Consider the following 15,966-nt stretch of genomic DNA (forward strand, 5'->3'; position numbering starts at 1 on the left):
ACGACAGAGGGCCCGAACCGGGAGATCGGTTCGGGCCCTCTCGAAGGTCTTCCACCAGGCGCCTACGGCAGCTGTGCCGCCCGCGACTCACGACGGTTGTCCCGGAAGTTGTTCACCCGGCGAGCCGTGGCGAACAGCGGGATGACCGCGCCCATGACCAGCTGGAGCGCGCAGCCCGTCTGAAGGAGCAGCTGTCCGCCCGGGGCGTCGAACGCCCAGGCCGCCAGCAGCCCCATGGCCGACACGATCCAGCCGAGCATCGCCACCGCGAGGATGCCCCGCGGCTTGGGGTACTCGACACGGCTCACCATCAGCCACGCCGTCCCCAGGATCGCCATCAGCGTCGCCTCGAAGGGCAGCTCCAGCAGCACGATCGAGACCACGGTCAGCGCCCCGAAGGGGGACGGCATGCCCTGGAAGGTGCCGTCCTTCACCGTCACGCAGGAGAACCGCGCGAGTCTGAGCACCACCGCCAGGAGCACCACGATCGCCCCCACCGCCGCCACCCGCTGGGAGGCGTCGGCGGCGACCATGCCGTAGACGAGGACGAAGTACGCCGGTGCCAGGCCGAAGCTGACCAGGTCGGAGAGGTTGTCCAGCTCCGCGCCCATCGGCGAGGACCGCAGCTTGCGCGCCACCAGGCCGTCGAACAGGTCGAAGACCGCCGCACAGAGCATCAGGATGACCGCCGTGGCCGCGCTGTTGCGGGCCATGCCGGACTCCTGGGTGTCCGTGAGATGCGGGATCAGGATGCCGGTGGTGGTGAAGTACACCGCCATGAAGCCGCACGTGGCGTTGCCGAGGGTGAGGGTGTCCGCTATCGAGAGGCGGAGAGAAAGAGGCATCTCCTCCTCGTCGTCCACGTCCGCGGCCTCGGGCACCCAGCCTGCCTGTGTCTCGGGATCAATCACGGTCAATGCGAGTCACCCCCGCCACGGTCTTCTGACCGACCTCGACCGCGACGTCCACGCCCTCCGGCAGGTAGATGTCGACGCGCGAGCCGAAGCGGATCAGACCGATGCGGTCGCCCTGCTCGACCTTCGTGCCCTGCGGAACGTAGGGAACGATGCGGCGGGCCACCGCGCCGGCGATCTGGATCATCTCGATGTCGCCGAGTTCGGTGTCGAAGTGCCAGACAACGCGCTCGTTGTTCTCGCTCTCCTTGTTGAACGCCGGGACGAACCCACCGGGGATGTGCTCGACCGACGTCACCGTGCCGGAGAGCGGCGCGCGGTTGACGTGGACGTTGAGCGGGCTCATGAAGATCGCGACGCGGGTGCGCCCGTCCTTCCACGGCATGATGCTCTGCACCACACCGTCCGCGGGCGAGATGACCCGGCCCGTGGCGATCTCGCGCTCGGGGTCGCGGAAGAACCACAGCATGCCCGCCGCGAGCGCGGTGGCGGGCACGGCGACGGCCTTGGCGGCGCCGGACTTGCGCGCGCGCACGAGGCTGAGGGCTGCGGTGGCGACGGTCGGGAGAAGCCACGGCGATGCTCCGCGCGCGAGGCGTACGCCGCCGACCTGGCTGTCGCGTGGTGCAGAGGTTTGGCTGTGGGGCATGGATGACCTTCGTAGCGGATGGCGCCGCGCGGTAACGGGGGACGGCGGCTTTCCCGGGATCGTACCGGTCGTTGACCACAACTGGGCAAGCCAGGAAGCCGAGTCGGCGGCTGAAGAGCGTTGACGGGGTGTGACCTTCTTCTCCAAGAAAACACCCCGTATCCGGACATCTAGCCCTGGAATCGATACTCTTCGAGCAGCCTGCGACCGATGATCATTTTCTGGATCTCGGCGGTACCTTCGCCGATCAGCAGCATCGGGGCCTCACGGTAGAGGCGCTCGATCTCGTACTCCTTGGAGAAGCCGTAGCCGCCGTGGATCCGGAAGGCGTCTTCCACGACCTCCTTGCAGTACTCGGAGGCGAGGTACTTCGCCATCCCAGCCTCAAGGTCGTTTCGCTCCCCGGAGTCCTTTTTGCGTGCCGCGTTGACCATCATCGCATGCGCGGCCTCCACCTTGGTAGCCATCTCGGCCAGCTTGAACTGGATCGCCTGGTGCTGGGCGATGGGCTTCCCGAAAGTGTGGCGTTGCTGGGCATACGAGACGCCGAGTTCGAAGGCACGCTGAGCGACGCCACAGCCACGCGCCGCCACGTTGACGCGGCCCACTTCCACGCCGTCCATCATTTGGTAAAAACCCCGGCCGGTGACGCCGCCGAGCACCCGGTCGGCGGGAACGCGCAGGCCATCCATGATGAGCTCGGTGGTGTCGACGCCCTTGTAGCCCATCTTGTCGATCTTCCCGGGGATGGTGAGGCCGGGGCGGACCTCTCCGAAGCCGGGCTCCTTCTCGACGAGGAACGTCGTCATCGACTTGTGGGGCTTGGCGGCCGCTTCCTCGGGAGTGAGTCCTTCGTCACTTCGGACGAGAACGGCGACCAAACTTGACGTTCCGCCGTTCGTCAGCCACATCTTCTGGCCGTTCAGGACGTACTCCTCGCCGTCCTTCACCGCCTTGGAGGTGATGGCCGACACGTCCGAACCGAGCCCCGGCTCCGACATCGAGAACGCGCCGCGGATGTCGCCGGCCGCCATGCGCGGCAGGAAGTGGTCCTTCTGCTCCTGCGTGCCGTGCTGCTTGAGCATGTACGCCACGATGAAGTGGGTGTTGATGATGCCGGACACCGACATCCACCCGCGGGCGATCTCCTCGACGCACAGCGCGTACGTCAGGAGCGACTCGCCCAGGCCGCCGTACTCCTCGGGAATCATCAGGCCGAACAGGCCCAACTCCTTGAGCCCGTCGACGATCGCCTGCGGGTACTCGTCGCGGTGCTCCAGCTCGGTGGCGACCGGGAGGATCTCCTTGTCCACGAAGTCGCGGACGGTGGCGAGGATTTCCTGCTGAATGTCGGTCAGACCGGCGGTCTGGGCGAGGCGTGCCATCGGGCTCAGCCCTCCTGAAGTTCCGGGCGGCCGGGCTGCTCGCCGCCGCGCTCCTTGATGTAGGTCTCGGTGGGCACCATGACCTTGCGGCGGAACACGCAGACCAGCGTGCCGTCCTGCTTGTAGCCCTTGGTCTCGACGTACACGATCCCGCGGTCGTTCTTCGACTTGGACGGCCACTTGTCGAGCACGGTCGTCTGGCCGTAGATCGTGTCGCCGTGGAAGGTCGGCGCCACGTGCTTGAGCGACTCGATCTCCAGGTTGGCGATCGCCTTGCCGGAGACGTCCGGGACGGACATGCCGAGCAGCAGGGAGTAGATGTAGTTCCCGACCACCACGTTCTTGCCGAAGTCCGTGGTCTTCTCGGCGTAGTTGACGTCCATGTGGAGCGGGTGGTGGTTCATGGTGAGGAGACAGAAGAGGTGGTCGTCGTACTCCGTGACCGTCTTCCCGGGCCAGTGCTTGTAGACCGCCCCGACCTCGAACTCCTCGTAGGTGCGTCCGAACTGCATGTCAGGCCTCCGGGATCTCGAACGTGGAGGTGCGCTGCATGCCGGCCGCGCGTCCCTTGCCGGAGATGACCAGCGCCATCTTGCGGCTGGCCTCGTCGATCATCTCGTCGCCGAGCATCGCCGAGCCCTTCTTGCCGCCCGCCTCGGACGTGTAGTAGTCGTACGCGTCCAGGATCAGCTCGGCGTGGTCGTAGTCCTCCTGGGAGGGCGAGAAGATCTCGTTGGACGCCTCGACCTGGCCCGGGTGCAGCACCCACTTGCCGTCGAAACCGAGGGCCGCGGCGCGCTGGGCGACCTCGCGGTAGCCGTCGATGTTGCGGATCTGGAGGTAGGGGCCGTCGATCGCCTGGAGGTTGTTGGCGCGGGCGGCCATCAGGATCTTCATCAGGATGTAGTGGTAGGCGTCCGCCGGGTAGCCGGGCGGCTGCTCGCCCACGACCAGCGACTTCATGTTGATCGACGCCATGAAGTCGGCCGGGCCGAAGATGATCGTCTCGACGCGCTGGGACGCGGTCGCGATCTCGTTGACGTTGTTGAGGCCCTGCGCGTTCTCGATCTGCGCCTCGATGCCGATCTTGCCGACCTCGAAGCCCATGGTCTTCTCGATCTGCGTCAGCAGCAGGTCCAGCGCGACGATCTGCTCGGCCGTCTGCACCTTCGGCAGCATGATGCAGTCGAGGTTCTGACCGGCGCCCTCGACGACCGTGACGACGTCGCGGTACGTCCACTCGGTCGTCCAGTCGTTGACGCGTACGACCCTCGTCTTGCCGGTCCAGTCGCCCTCGTTGAGGAACTTGACGATGGTGTGCCGTGCCTCGGGCTTGGCGAGCGGGGCGCACGCGTCCTCCAGGTCGAGGAAGACCTGGTCCGCCGGGAGGCCCTGCGCCTTCTCCAGGAAGCGGGGGTTGCTCCCGGGGACCGCGAGACAGGAGCGTCGCGGACGCAGACGGTTGACGGGCGTGGTCATGCGGGGACCTCCAGGGGGTCGAGCTTGTTCGCGTTCCGGATCTCGTCGACGATCCGGCCGATGATTCCGGTGATGTCGAAGTCCTTCGGGGTGAAGACCGCGGCCACGCCGGCGGCCCTGAGCTGTTCGGCGTCACCATTCGGGATGATGCCACCGGCGATCACCGGTATATCTGTGGCACCGGCCACACGGAGCCGGTCCAGGACGTCCGGCACCAGCTGGGCGTGCGAGCCGGACAGGATGGACAGCCCGACCGCGTGCACGTCCTCGGCGATCGCCGCGTCCACGATCTGCTCCGGGGTGAGCCGGATGCCCTGGTAGACCACCTCGAAGCCCGCGTCACGCGCGCGGACGGCGATCTGCTCGGCCCCGTTGGAGTGCCCGTCCAGACCCGGCTTGCCGACCAGGAAGCGCAGCTTGCCGACGCCCAGGTCCTTGGCCGTCAGGTCGACCTTGCGGCGGACGTCGGCCATCGCCGAGCCCTCCTCCGCGGGGACCGCCACCGGAGCCGAGGAGACCCCGGTCGGCGCCCGGAACTCGCCGAACACCTCGCGCAGCGCCCCGGCCCACTCGCCGGTCGTGGCGCCGGCGCGGGCGCACTCCAGGGTGGCCTCCATGAGGTTGCCGGTGCCGCGCGCGGCCTCCTTCAGCTTCTCCAGCGCCTTGCAGGGGCGCGGGTGGTTGAAGGGCGGCTGGTAGCGGGTGTCGCGCCAGTGCTGGAGCCCCTCGATGACCCGGGCCTCGACGGCGGGGTCCACGGTCTGGATCGCGGTGTCCAGGTCGGCCGTGAGGGGGTTGGGCTCGGTGGTCTCGAAGATGTTGACGCCGATGATCTTCTCCTGGCCGGACTCGATCCGGGCCCGGCGCTCGGCGTGCGAGGAGACCAGCTGCGACTTCAGGTAGCCCGACTCGACGGCGGCCATCGCGCCGCCCATCTCCTGGATCCGCTCGATCTCGGCGAGGGACTCCTCGACCAGCTTCGCGACCTTCGCCTCGACGACGTGCGAGCCCTCGAAGATGTCCTCGTACTCCAGCAGGTCGCTCTCGTAGGCCAGCACCTGCTGCATCCGCAGCGACCACTGCTGGTCCCAGGGCCGGGGGAGGCCGAGGGCCTCGTTCCAGGCCGGCAGCTGGACGGCACGCGCGCGTGCGTCCTTCGAGAGGGTCACGGCCAGCATCTCCAGGACGATCCGCTGGACGTTGTTCTCCGGCTGCGCCTCGGTCAGCCCGAGGGAGTTGACCTGGACGCCGTACCGGAAGCGGCGGTGCTTGGGGTTCTCGATGCCGTAGCGCTCGCGGGTGACCTGGTCCCAGATGCGGCCGAAGGCGCGCATCTTGCACATCTCCTCGATGAAGCGGACGCCCGCGTTCACGAAGAAGGAGATACGGCCGACGACGTCGCCCATGCGCTCCTGCGGCACCTGGCCGGAGTCCCGGACGGCGTCCAGGACCGCGATCGCCGTCGACATCGCGTACGCGATCTCCTGGACCGGCGTGGCGCCCGCCTCCTGCAGGTGGTAGCTGCAGATGTTGATCGGGTTCCACTTCGGCATGTGGGAGACCGTGTACGCGATCATGTCGGTCGTCAGACGGAGGCTCGGCCCCGGCGGGAAGACGTGCGTGCCGCGGGACAGGTACTCCTTGACGATGTCGTTCTGGGTCGTGCCCTGGAGCTGGGTGATGTCGGCACCCTGCTCCTCGGCGACGACCTGGTAGAGCGCCAGCAGCCACATGGCGGTGGCGTTGATCGTCATCGAGGTGTTCATCTGCTCCAGGGGGATGTCCTGGAACAGCCGGCGCATGTCACCGAGGTGCGCGATCGGCACACCGACCCGGCCGACCTCGCCGCGGGCGAGGATGTGGTCGGAGTCGTAGCCGGTCTGCGTCGGCAGGTCGAACGCGACCGACAGGCCGGTCTGGCCCTTGGCGAGGTTGCGCCGGTACAGCTCGTTGGACGCCTCGGCCGTGGAGTGGCCGGCGTACGTGCGCATGAGCCACGGCCGGTCCTTCTCCCGCTGGTCCGCGGCGGGCTGACGCTCAGTCATCTATGACCCCGGGTGTCTCAGATGTTGCGGAAGCGGTTGATGGCGTCGAGGTGCTTGGCACGCATCTCCTCGTCGCGCACGCCCAGACCCTCCTCGGGGGACAGGCACAGCACGCCGACCTTGCCCTGGTGGGCGTTGCGGTGCACGTCGTGGGCGGCCTGGCCGGTCTCCTCCAGGGAGTACACCTTGGACAGGGTCGGGTGGATCTTGCCCTTCGCGATGAGCCGGTTGGCCTCCCAGGCCTCGCGGTAGTTGGCGAAGTGCGAGCCGATGATCCGCTTCAGGGACATCCACAGGTAGCGGTTGTCGTACTCGTGCATGTAGCCCGAGGTCGAGGCGCAGGTGGTGATGGTGCCGCCCTTGCGGGTGACGAAGACGGAGGCGCCGAAGGTCTCGCGGCCGGGGTGCTCGAAGACGATGTCGATGTCCTCGCCGCCGGTGAGCTCGCGGATGCGCTTGCCGAAGCGCTTCCACTCCTTGGGGTCCTGGGTCTGCTCGTCCTTCCAGAACTTGTAGCCCTCGGCGTTGCGGTCGATGATCGCCTCGGCGCCCATGGAGCGGCAGATGTCCGCCTTCTGGTCGCTGGAGACGACACAGATCGGGTTGGCGCCGCCCGCGAGGGCGAACTGCGTGGCGTAGGAGCCCAGTCCACCGCTCGCGCCCCAGATCAGGACGTTGTCGCCCTGCTTCATGCCGGCGCCGTTGCGGGACACCAGCTGGCGGTACGCGGTCGAGTTGACGAGTCCCGGAGCGGCGGCCTCCTCCCAGCTGAGGTGGCCCGGCTTGGGCATCAGCTGGTTGGACTTGACCAGGGCGATCTCCGCCAGGCCGCCGAAGTTGGTCTCGAAGCCCCAGATGCGCTGCTCGGGGTCGAGCATCGTGTCGTTGTGGCCGTCCGAAGACTCCATCTCGACGCTCAGACAGTGCGCGACGACCTCGTCGCCGGGCTTCCAGGCGTTGACGCCGGGGCCGGTGCGCAGGACGACGCCCGCGAGGTCGGAGCCGATGATGTGGTACGGCAGGTCGTGCCGCTTGGCCAGCTCGTTGGTGCGGCCGTAGCGCTCCAGGAACCCGAAGGTCGACAGCGGCTCGAAGATCGAGGTCCACACCGAGTTGTAGTTGACACTCGATGCCATGACGGCGACCAGGGCCTCGCCCGGGCCGAGCTCCGGCACCGGCACGTCGTCGAGGTGGATCGACTTGCGCGGGTCCTTGTCGCGGGTCGGAAGGCCCGCGAACATCTCCGTCTCGTCCTTGTGCACGGTGATCGCGCGGTACGACTCGGGGAGCGGCAGGGCTGCGAAGTCGGCCGACGTCGAGTCGGGCGACTGGATCGCGTCGAGGATGTCCTTCACGGTCACGGTGTTGCCTCCGGCGGTCTGGGTTTCCCCGGTTCGAGCGGAGCCGAGAACGGGGGAAGCGTCCTGAGGGAGGGACGCTGAGGGTTACGTCGGTGCTGCTGAGGGTGGTGTCGAGAGGTGCCGTCGGTTCGGCGGGTGGTGCTTCGGCAGCGCTTTGTGGCGCGGGAGGGTGCCTGTGACGCAGGCGTCCGGGCGGGCAAGTCGATGACTTGTTGGGACAGCCGACGTGCGAAAGGTCTCTGCACGCCGGCCGCCCGGACACCTTCAACGTATGACACCGCGTGTCACGTCGCAAGGCACTGAGTGCCAGGAATTGCTCTCAAGTGAAATCTTTACGTAACACATGAGCGATGATCGATCGAACGCGGGTGGAGAACAGCTGGAAATCGGGTGGAGACAGACGAAAACGGCCACCCCGAGGGGTGGCCGTCGTCACAGCGGTGCGGTAAGGCTCAGCGCTCCTTGAGCGCCTCCTCGATGGTCCGCATGACCTGGTCGAGGGGGGCGTCGGTACGGGCCACCGTGACCAGTACCTCGCCGTGGGTGGAGACCGTCGCGGCAGCCGGCTTCGCGGCGGTGCTGCGGCCGGCTCCTATGCCGGAGCCGAACGTCTTGCGGACGATCGCGAAGGCGTGGTCGAGCTGGGCCTCCACGTCGCCCTGCCCGCCGGCCCGCAGCCAGCGCCGCAGCACGTGGTTGTGGGCCGTGACGACCGCGGACGCGGCGACCTCGGCCAGCAGCGGGTCGTCGTTGGCGTCGTCGTCGTGCGCGTGCTCGTCGAAGTGGCCGAGGAGATAGCGGGTGAACAACCGCTCGTAGCGGGCCACCGAGGCGATCTCCGCCTCACGCAGGGTGGGCACCTCGCGCGTCAGCTTGTAGCGGGCGACCGAGATCTCCGGCCGGGCCGCGTACATCCGCATGACCTCCTTGATGCCGTTGCACACCGTGTCGAGCGGATGCTCGTGCGGGGGCGCGGCGTTGAGGACGGCCTCGGCGCGGATCAGGGTGTCGTCGTGATCGGGGAAGATCGCCTCTTCCTTGGAGCGGAAGTGGCGGAAGAAGGTGCGGCGGGCGACTCCGGCCGCGGCCGCGATCTCGTCGACGGTGGTCGCCTCGTACCCCTTGGTCGAGAACAGCTCCATCGCCGCGGCCGCCAGTTCTCGGCGCATCTTGAGCCGCTGCGCGGCCGCGCGACTGCCTGCGGCACTTTCCGGTGCGTCGGGCGTGGCTGGTGTACGTGAGGACTTGGCGGACTGGGACATGACCCGAACGTACTGCATGTGCGCAGGTTGGCGCTCCTGTCCCAGGGACCCCCCGCCCGGTGCGGGCAGGGGCGTTCCCTGGGGGTCGAGCAGTCCGCCCCAGTCCTCGGCGTCCCTGAACCAGTCGCCGGACGGCCTAGGAGGCCCCTCGTGGATCCTGCCGGCGTCGCGGGGTCTGGCGCGCGCATCTGCGGCGTTGTCGTCGGTCGCCGAGGCTCCGCGTCGACTCCCTCCTCCGCCTTGCAGCTGCACGCGCCAGACCCCGCTCGGGTCGCTCGAGACGGGCCGCTCCTCAGGGCCGGCCGGATCCACGAGACGCCTGCTAGCGGCGGGCATATTCGCGGAAGCCACGGCCGGTCTTGCGGCCGAGGCAGCCCGCGGCCACCAGGTGCTCCAGGAGCGGCGCCGGAGCCAGGCCCGGGTCGCGGAACTCGCGGTGCAGGACCTTCTCGATCGCCAGGGAGACGTCGAGCCCGACCACGTCGAGCAGTTCGAAGGGACCCATCGGATAGCCGCCGCCCAGCTTCATCGCGGCGTCGATGTCGTCGAGCGAGGCGTAGTGCTCCTGGACCATCTTGACGGCGTTGTTGAGGTACGGGAACAGCAGCGCGTTCACGATGAAGCCGGCGCGGTCGCCGCAGTCCACCGCGTGCTTTTTGATCCTGACGCAGACCTCGCGGACCGTCGCGTGGACGTCCTCCGTGGTCAGGACGGTACGGACGACCTCCACCAGCTTCATCGCCGGCGCCGGGTTGAAGAAGTGCATGCCGATCACGTCCTGGGGACGCGAGGTGGCCCGGGCGCAGGCGATCACCGGCAGCGAGGAGGTGGTCGTCGCCAGGACCGCGCCCGGCTTGCAGACCTTGTCCAGCGCCGCGAACAGCTGCTGCTTGACCTCCAGGTCCTCCGCGACCGCCTCGACGGCCAGGTCGACGTCCGCGAAGGCCTCGTAGGAGCCGGCCGCGGTGATCCGCTCCAGGGTCTCGGCGGCGGCCTCGGCCGTCATCCGGCCCTTGTCCACCGAGCGCGCGAGGGACTTGCCGATCCGGGCCTTGGCGGTCTCGGCCTTCTCCTCGCTGCGGGCGGCCAGGACGACCTCGTAGCCCGCCTTGGCGAAGACCTCGGCGATGCCGGACGCCATGGTGCCCGAGCCCGCGACACCCACGGAACGGACCGGACGGCCCGCGGTGCCGGACCCGCCGGCGGCCGGGGTCAGGGCGTCCGGGACGACCGTCGCGCTGCCCGGCGCCTCGTACGCGTAGAAGCCCCGGCCCGCCTTACGGCCCGTCAGGCCCGCCTCGGCGAGCTGCTTGAGGATCGGGGCGGGGGCGTGCAGCCGGTCCTGGGACTCGGAGTACATGGCCTCCAGGACCGTGCGCGCGGTGTCGATGCCGATCAGGTCGAGCAGGGCCAGCGGGCCCATCGGCAGTCCGCAGCCGAGCCGCATCGCGGCGTCGATGTCCTCGCGGGAGGCGTACTTCGCCTCGTACATCGTGGCCGCCTGGTTGAGGTAGCCGAACAGCAGCCCGTCGGCGACGAACCCGGGCCGGTCGCCGACCGCCACGGGCTCCTTGCCGAGGGCCAGCGCGAGGTCGGTGACCGCGCCGACGGCGGTCGGCGCGGTCAGCACCGAGGAGACGACCTCGACCAGCTTCATCGCCGGGGCCGGGTTGAAGAAGTGCAGTCCGAGCACCCGCTCGGGGCGGGCCGAGTCGGCGGCGAGCCGGGTGACGGAGAGCGCGTTGGTGCCGGTCGCCAGGATCGTCTCGGGGCGCACGATGCCGTCGAGCTCCCGGAAGATCTGGTGCTTGATCTCGTACGACTCCGGCGCCACCTCGATGACCAGGTCCGCGTCGGCGGCGGCCCGCAGGTCGGTGGCGGTACGGACCCGGGCGAGGACGTCGGCGCGCTCCTGCTCGGTCAGCCGGCCGCGCTGCACGGCGCGAGCGGTCGAGGTCTCCAGGGCGGCGACGGCCTTGGCGGCCGCGGCCTCGCTGATGTCGATGCCGACGACCGTGCGGCCGGCCTTGGCGAGGACCTCGGCGATGCCGGTGCCCATGGTGCCGAGGCCGACCACGGCAATGGTCTGGAGCGGGGACAGAGGGGTGTCGGACAGGGGAGTGGCCATCGCGGGACTCCTGGAAGAGGTGACGACTGGGAGCGCGACCCGGTACGCCGACGGCGCACCGGGTGCGTGGAAGGTGCGGGTGTGGCCGGGCTGCGAGCGCACACGCCCGGTGTTGCGATGCCGTCGTCACGGGCGCGCACACGCCCGGCGAACGGTGGAGCCGACCGGCCCTGTCCCGGGGCCACGCCGTACTGAAGTGCAGGTACCTGAGGTACCGAACCGACTGCTCTCACGGCGGCTGCGTCACCAGGCCACCGCAAGGAGTTCCACGAGTGGGTAACTCGCTCGTCTGAGCTTAACCGGCGGGTAACGAGCGCGCCAGTCCCCGTGTTTGTGATGTACGTCCCGAGCCGCTCGCGGCCCGCCTAGGCTGCGTGTCATGGACGAAGAGTTGCGATCGCTCACGGAGCGCTTACGGCAGGAGTCGGGAGCCTCGGCGGCGTTCGAGCGGCTGGCGCGGACCGAGGACATCGACGAACTGGCCGCCGTGCTGACCGAACCCGGGCAGCCGCTGTGGGCGAGGGAGCTCGCCGCCTTCCGGCTCGGGGTGGCCGGGGACCGGCGCGCCTTCGAGTCCCTCGTCCTGCTGCTCAACCACCGCGACCCGCAGCGCTGCGCCTCCGCCGCCCACGCCCTGGCCCGCCTGGGCGACCCCCGCACCGCCCGCGCGGCTGCCGCCCTCGCCACCAACGAACTGCGCGTCGCCTACGCCCTGCACCCGGTCCGGCTGCTGACCGAACTGGGCGCGCCCGAGTCGGTGCCCGCGCTCATCACCACCCTGGAGCGCCGGCTGCGCCCCCACGACCCCTACCGCAGGGTGGCGCTCGCCTGCGTGGAGGGACTCGGCGCCCTGGGGGACGCCCGCGCCCGAACCGTGCTGAACGAGGCGCTCGCCCACCCGGTGCTGGCGGAGGCCGCGGTGCGGGCGCTGGCGCGGATCCCGGCTCAGCGCCGCTGAACCGCCATCGCCCGCACGTACCGCACCTCGGGCACGGCCACCCCGGCGACCTCGAAGGGCGCCTGGGCACCGTCCGCGTGGAAGCCGCCGCGCTCGTAGAAGCGCCGGGCGCGGTGGTTGCCCTCGAGGACCCACAGGTACATCCGGGCGTGACCGGCGGCCGTGCACCGGCGCATCGACTCCTGAAGGAGGGCGTGTCCGAGGCCCGCCCCGTGGTGCCCGGGGTGGACGTAGAGCGCGTACAACTCGGCGTCCGGGGTGTGCCGTTCGCCGTCCCGGTAGGGTCCGTGGGCGGCCCAGCCGAGCACTTCGCCGTCGCGCTCGGCGACCAGGTTCACCACGTTGCCGTCGCCCTGCCGCAGCCGGGTCCGCAGGAGCTCGGTCTCCTCGGTCACGTCCATCGCGTCCAGGTACGGCTGGGGCACGAGTCCGCGGTACGCCGTTCGCCAGCCGCCGACCCGGATCTCGGCCACGCGCGGGCAGTCGGCCGCGGTCATCCCGCGGACCTCGGTCATGGGGCCACGACCGCGAACGCCTCGACCTCCATGAGGAACTCCGGCCGTACCAGCGAGGCGACCTGTACCGCCGAGGCGGCCGGCAGGCGGTCGGGGGACATGTGTCGGGCGCGGGCCGCGCGGATCGCGGGCATGTACGCCATGTCCGTGACGAAGTAGGTGAGTTTGACGACGTCGTCGAAGGTGGCGCCCGCGGCGGCCAGGCAGCGGCGCAGGTTCTCGAAGACCTGGTGGGCCTGGGCGGCGGGGTCGCCCGCGCCGACCAGTTTGCCGTCCTCGTCGAGGGCGAGCTGGCCGGAGATCGCGACGAAGGTGCCGGTGCCCATGACGACGTGCGCGTACTGGGGGGCGGGGGCGAGCCCGTCGGGGGCGGGGATCCTGGTCAGCTCACTCATGCGTCCATGGTGGACCATGGCACTGACAGTGCCCCGAGTGCCCCCGACGGGCTCTCGGATGGTGCTCAGCCGCGGAAGCCGAGCATGCCGTGCAGCGTCGAGCCGCGCGACGAGGCCGAGGCCGGACTCAGCGGCTTCGGGTCGGGCAGCGCGTCGCACACCGCGTCGGCCTCGCCACCGCCGCGCGGCACCGTGCCGTCGGTCAGGTACGCCGCCAGGTGCTTGTCCAGGCAGGCGTTCCCGCTCAGCGTGATGCCGTGGTTCCCGCCGCCCTGCTCCACCACCAGGCTGGAGCGGTGCAGCAGACGGTGGACCATCACGCCTCCCTGGTACGGGGTGGCCGCGTCGTCCGTCGCCTGGAACAGCAGCACCGGCGGCAGCTGGCCGTTGGCCACGTCGACCGGCTGGAGCGAACTCGTCGGCCAGAACGCGCAGGGCGCGTTGTACCAGGCGTTGTTCCAGGTCATGAACGGCGCCTTCTTGTACACCGCCCAGTTGTCGTCGCGCCACTGGCTCCAGTGCCGCGGCCAGTCGGCGTCACGGCACTGCACCGAGGTGTAGACGCTGTAGCCGTTGTCGCCGGAGGCGTCGACGGCGCCGAAGTTCTCGTACGCCTCCACGAGCGGGTCGGCGTCCTTGTCGTTGACGTAGGCCGCGAACGCCTGCGCCAGATAGGGCCAGTAGCCGTTGTAGTAGCCGCCCGGGATGAAGGTGTCCTCCAGTTCGGAGGCGCCCACCTTCCCGCCGGCCGGGGTCTTGGACAGAGCCGCCCGCATCTTGTACCACGTGGCCTCGATCTTCGCCGGATCGGTGCCGAGCTTGTACGTGGCGTCGTACTTGGCGACCCAGGCCATGAAGGCGCGGTGGCGGTCGTTGAAGGCGTGGTCCTGCTGGAGGTTGTCCTCGTACCACACGCCCGTGGGGTCGACGATCGAGTCCAGGACCAGGCGCCGCACGCGCTCCGGGAAGAGCTTGGCGTAGACCGCGCCGAGATAGGTGCCGTAGGAGTAGCCGAAGTAGTTGATCCTCTTCGCGCCCAGGGCCGCGCGGATCGAGTCCATGTCCCGTACGGCCTGCACGGTGTTGATGTACGGCAGCACATCGGCGTACTTCGTGCCGCAGGCCTTCGCGAAGGACTTGGCCCGCTGGAGGTTGGCCTTCTCGATGGCCGGGGTGCTCGGCACCGAGTCCGGACGGACCGGGTTGAAGTGACCGGGCTTGCAGTCCAGCGCCGGCTTGCTCTTGCCCACACCGCGCGGGTCGAAGCCGATGACGTCGTACTGGGCCGCGACCGCCTCGGGCAGCGCGCCGGCGACGAATCCGGCCAGCGTCAGACCGCTGCCGCCGGGGCCGCCGGGATTGACCAGCAGCGGGCCCTGGGACTTCTTGGCGGTGTGCGGGACGCGGGACAGCGCGAGGGTGATCTGCCGCCCGCGCGGGTGGTGGTGGTCGAGTGGGACCTTGAGGGACGCGCACTGGAGCGTCGGGTAGTTCGTGGTGCCGCAGCTCTTCCAGGTGAGCTTCGCGGCCTGAGCGGTCTGCGCGGTACGCGGGGTGCTCGCGTCGGCGGGCAGGGCCGTGAACGATCCGGCCACGACGACGGAGACGCCGCACAGCACGGCTGCGCGTTTTCTCATGGAGTCCTCCCAGGACGGAGGTTTCGGGCCGCGAGTGTCACGGTCCACGCGGCATCGTCCCGGAAAGTGCGCCTGGAAGAACGCGTTCTGGCAATACTTGACCCGATTGGGGCGTGGGATGCCCTCGAATGCTCTCAGATCAATGTGAGTTGGGTCCCTTCGGGCAGATCGGGCGTGACCGGCCCGGGCTCGGGCAGGCGTCGCGGCATGCCCCCGTCGGCGGGGCCGATGCCGTACTCCCGGGCCAGTTCGTGGACCTGGCGGGTGATCCGGCGCTGGTACCACTTCGGCGCGTAGGAGCCGTCCGCGTACAGCCGCTCGTAGCGGCGCACCAGGTGGGGGTGGTGCTCGCCGAGCCAGGCCATGAACCACTCCCGCGCCCCGGGCCGCAGATGGAGCACCAGCGGCGTCACGGACGTGGCCCCGGCCGCCGCGATCGCCCGTACCGTGGCCCGGAGTTGGGCGGGCTGGTCGCCCAGGAACGGGATCACCGGCGCCATCAGCACCCCGCACGCGATGCCGTGCTCGGCCAGGGTCCGTACGACCTCCAGGCGCCGCTCCGGCGCGGGGGTGCCCGGCTCCACCGTGCGCCACAGATCGGGGTCGGTGAAGCCGACCGAGACGGAGATGCCGACGTCGGTCACCTCGTGCGCCTGCTTCAGCAGATCGAGGTCGCGCAGGATCAGCGTGCCCTTGGTCAGGATCGAGAAGGGGTTCGCGTGGTCGCGCAGGGCGCCGATGATGCCCGGCATCAGGCGGTAGCGGCCCTCGGCGCGCTGGTAGCAGTCGACATTGGTGCCCATCGCGATGTGCTCGCCGTGCCAGCGGGGCGAGCCCAGTTGCCGGCGCAGCAGCTCCGGGGCGTTGGTCTTGACGACGATCTGGGAGTCGAAGCCGAGCCCGGTGTCGAGGTCCAGGTAGCTGTGCGTCTTGCGGGCGAAGCAGTACACGCACGCGTGCGTGCAGCCCCGGTAGGGGTTCACCGTCCACTGGAACGACATGCGGGAGACCGCGGGCACCCGGTTGATGATCGACCGGGCCCGGACCTCGTGGAAGGTGATCCCGCTGAACTCCGGGGTGTCGAAGGTACGGGTGACGACCGCGTCCGCGCCGAACAGCGCGGTGTCGTCGGCCCGGCCGTGGCCGGAGTCCGTCGTGAGGTTCTCCCAGCGCATGTGGCCTCCTCGGTAGCACTGCCCACAGAATAGAACACATGTTCCCTTGATCGTGCGAGCGTG

The 15,966-nt window shown here is 69.5% G+C and carries 14 protein-coding genes; 1 reads left to right on the forward strand and 13 read right to left on the reverse strand.

The features are described 5' to 3' along the window. Nucleotides 1-62 precede the first annotated feature (62 nt). From pssA to ACH41F_RS09930, 9 genes are all read right to left on the reverse strand, one after another. Nucleotides 63-881, reverse strand: a complete 819-nt coding sequence (pssA, locus tag ACH41F_RS09890; RefSeq protein ID WP_391239623.1) for a CDP-diacylglycerol--serine O-phosphatidyltransferase — start codon at nt 879-881, stop codon at nt 63-65. Between the two features lie 22 nt (nt 882-903). Continuing rightward, nucleotides 904-1,563: a phosphatidylserine decarboxylase gene (locus ACH41F_RS09895; RefSeq protein WP_391239626.1), complete on the reverse strand. Its 660-nt coding sequence runs from the start codon at nt 1,561-1,563 to the stop codon at nt 904-906. Nucleotides 1,564-1,733: 170 nt separating this feature from the next. After that, nucleotides 1,734-2,948, reverse strand: coding sequence for an acyl-CoA dehydrogenase family protein (locus ACH41F_RS09900; protein WP_391239293.1), 1,215 nt, complete (start codon nt 2,946-2,948; stop codon nt 1,734-1,736). A 5-nt stretch (nt 2,949-2,953) separates the two neighbouring features. Beyond that, complete coding sequence (locus ACH41F_RS09905; RefSeq protein ID WP_007385824.1) at nt 2,954-3,460, reverse strand: MaoC family dehydratase; 507 nt, start codon at nt 3,458-3,460, stop codon at nt 2,954-2,956. A gap of 1 nt (nt 3,461) precedes the next feature. Then, nucleotides 3,462-4,427 carry an aldolase/citrate lyase family protein gene (locus tag ACH41F_RS09910; protein ID WP_391239297.1) on the reverse strand — a complete coding sequence of 322 codons (966 nt, stop codon included), beginning with the start codon at nt 4,425-4,427 and terminating at the stop codon, nt 3,462-3,464. Then, nucleotides 4,424-6,472 (reverse strand): protein meaA, encoded by a 2,049-nt coding sequence (locus ACH41F_RS09915; RefSeq protein ID WP_398834153.1) that lies wholly within the window; start codon nt 6,470-6,472, stop codon nt 4,424-4,426. The genes ACH41F_RS09910 and ACH41F_RS09915 overlap by 4 nt, the downstream gene beginning before the upstream one ends. A 17-nt stretch (nt 6,473-6,489) precedes the next feature. After that, nucleotides 6,490-7,827, reverse strand: coding sequence for a crotonyl-CoA carboxylase/reductase (ccrA, locus tag ACH41F_RS09920; RefSeq protein ID WP_391239629.1), 1,338 nt, complete (start codon nt 7,825-7,827; stop codon nt 6,490-6,492). 458 nt (nt 7,828-8,285) lie between these two features. Beyond that, nucleotides 8,286-9,095 (reverse strand): TetR family transcriptional regulator, encoded by an 810-nt coding sequence (locus ACH41F_RS09925; RefSeq protein WP_391239303.1) that lies wholly within the window; start codon nt 9,093-9,095, stop codon nt 8,286-8,288. 322 nt (nt 9,096-9,417) lie between these two features. After that, entirely contained in the window at nt 9,418-11,223 is a 1,806-nt protein-coding gene (locus ACH41F_RS09930) for a 3-hydroxyacyl-CoA dehydrogenase family protein (protein WP_398834156.1), read from the reverse strand. 379 nt (nt 11,224-11,602) lie between these two features. Between ACH41F_RS09930 and ACH41F_RS09935 the strand changes: the two genes are divergently transcribed. After that, nucleotides 11,603-12,181 carry an adenylosuccinate lyase gene (locus ACH41F_RS09935; RefSeq protein WP_391239311.1) on the forward strand — a complete coding sequence of 193 codons (579 nt, stop codon included), beginning with the start codon at nt 11,603-11,605 and terminating at the stop codon, nt 12,179-12,181. Here the strand turns inward: ACH41F_RS09935 and ACH41F_RS09940 are convergent. The 4 genes from ACH41F_RS09940 to ACH41F_RS09955 form a co-directional block, all read right to left on the reverse strand. Then, nucleotides 12,169-12,696: a GNAT family N-acetyltransferase gene (locus ACH41F_RS09940; RefSeq protein ID WP_391239315.1), complete on the reverse strand. Its 528-nt coding sequence runs from the start codon at nt 12,694-12,696 to the stop codon at nt 12,169-12,171. The genes ACH41F_RS09935 and ACH41F_RS09940 overlap by 13 nt on opposite strands. Beyond that, nucleotides 12,693-13,091, reverse strand: coding sequence for a Rid family hydrolase (locus ACH41F_RS09945; RefSeq protein WP_391239318.1), 399 nt, complete (start codon nt 13,089-13,091; stop codon nt 12,693-12,695). Before ACH41F_RS09945 ends, ACH41F_RS09940 begins: the two co-directional genes overlap by 4 nt. A 65-nt stretch (nt 13,092-13,156) precedes the next feature. Further along, complete coding sequence (locus ACH41F_RS09950; protein ID WP_391239321.1) at nt 13,157-14,728, reverse strand: alpha/beta fold hydrolase; 1,572 nt, start codon at nt 14,726-14,728, stop codon at nt 13,157-13,159. Nucleotides 14,729-14,862: 134 nt separating this feature from the next. Next, a complete protein-coding gene (locus tag ACH41F_RS09955) occupies nt 14,863-15,903 on the reverse strand; it encodes an Rv2578c family radical SAM protein (RefSeq protein ID WP_391239324.1) in 1,041 nt (346 codons plus the stop codon). Nucleotides 15,904-15,966 lie beyond the last annotated feature (63 nt).

The organism is Streptomyces sp. NPDC020489, assembly GCF_044386545.1.
GTDB lineage: Bacteria > Actinomycetota > Actinomycetes > Streptomycetales > Streptomycetaceae > Streptomyces.